Source organism: Stenotrophomonas sp. 3diitr2024, assembly GCF_042136455.1.
GTDB classification, from domain to species: domain Bacteria; phylum Pseudomonadota; class Gammaproteobacteria; order Xanthomonadales; family Xanthomonadaceae; genus Stenotrophomonas; species Stenotrophomonas sepilia.
In genome coordinates, this window is sequence record NZ_JBHHMJ010000527.1 from 1 (window position 1) to 1,605 (window position 1,605).

Sequence of the window (1,605 nt, forward strand, 5' to 3'; positions counted from 1 at the left end):
CCCCCCCCCCCCCCCCCCCCCCCCCCCCCGGCCCATCCCCGAGCTGGCTGGACCACACCGCGGAGGGGGCGGCGCCCGATGGCCGGTCTTTCACCCGAACCATGGCATGCTCGGCGCCAAGCCCACCCGGAACCCCCGCCATGCGCCTGTTCACCCGTGTCCTGCCCCTGATGCTGCTGGCCTCCCTGTTGTCCGGCTGCGGCTACAACGCCATCCAGCAGAAGGATGAGGCGGTCAAGGCCAGCTGGTCCGAAGTGCTCAACCAGTACAAGCGCCGCGCCGACCTGGTGCCCAACCTGGTGCAGACCGTCAAAGGTTTCGCCAGCCAGGAAGAGCGCGTGCTGACCGAAGTCACCAACGCCCGCTCGCGTGTCGGCCAGATCAACGTCAACGCCGATGACGAAGCCTCGCTCAAGCAGTTCCAGCAGGCCCAGGGTGAACTCGGCAGCGCGCTGTCGCGGCTGCTGGTGGTGACCGAGAACTATCCGGTGCTGAAGTCCGACCAGAACTTCCGCGACCTGCAGGCCCAGCTGGAAGGCACCGAGAACCGCATCACCGTTGCCCGCGGCCGCTACATCCAGCAGGTGCAGGACTACAACACCTACATCCGCTCGTTCCCGCAGGTGATCACCGCCAAGATCTTCGGCTACAAGACCAAGCCGAACTTCACCGTTGACAACGAAGCGCAGATCTCCAACGCACCGGCGGTGGATTTCGGCAACGCGCCGCAGCAGCAGCCGGCACCGCAGCCGGGCCACTGACCGATGCGCCTGGCCACTGCGCTGCTGGCCCTGCTGCTGTGGCTGCCGCTGGCGGCACAGGCTCAGCAGCTGGCGCCGATTCCGGCGCTGGATTCGCCGGTGGTCGACACCACCGGCACGCTGGATGCCGCGCAGAAGCAGGCGCTGGTGCAGCAGGCGCTGGACCTGCAGCAGCGCAAGGGCAGCCAGCTGCAGGTGCTGGTGGTACCCACCACCCAGCCGGAGGACATCGCGCAGTACACCACGCGGGTCTTCGACCAGTGGCAGATCGGCCGCAAGGGCGTCGATGACGGCGTGCTGCTGGTGGTGGCCAAGGACGACCGGCGCGTGCGGATCGAGCCGGGTTACGGCCTGGAGGGCGCGATTCCCGATGCCATCGCCAACCGGGTCATCCAGGAATACCTGGTGCCGCGTTTCCGCGCCGGCGACTACGCCGGGGGCATCACCGATGCCACCGCCGTGCTGGTCAAGCTGATCGATGGCGAAACGCTGCCGGCACCGGTCAGTGGCCATCGTGGGCGCGAGCCGGGTGGCGGCGGCGATGCCTGGTTTCTGGCGCTGTTCATCGGTGTGTTCGCCGGCAGCATCCTGCGCGGCGTGTTCGCGCGCGTGCCGCGCCCGCTGCGTGGCCTGCTCGGCGGCGCTGGCGCAGCCGTGGCGGCGTTCCTGTTCACCTCCACCCTGCTGGCCAGTGGCCTGGCCGGCGTGGTTGGCCTGATCGTGGCGATGCTGTCCGGCCATCCGGGGCGCTTTGCCGGCGGTGGTGGCTGGGGCGGTGGCAGCTGGGGCGGGGGAGGCGGCTTCGGCGGTGGTGGTGGATTCGGCGGTGGTGGTGGATTCGGCG

2 protein-coding genes are annotated in these 1,605 nt (G+C 69.4%); both read left to right on the top strand.

Annotated features, from left to right (window positions below):
- Positions 1-140: 140 nt before the first annotated feature.
- Positions 141-761, top strand: a complete 621-nt coding sequence (locus tag ABGA94_RS13410) for a LemA family protein (RefSeq protein WP_005415338.1) — start codon at positions 141-143, stop codon at positions 759-761.
- Positions 762-764: 3 nt separating this feature from the next.
- The coding region (locus ABGA94_RS13415) for a TPM domain-containing protein (RefSeq protein WP_375367519.1) at positions 765-1,605 on the top strand (841 nt) is incomplete at its 3' end.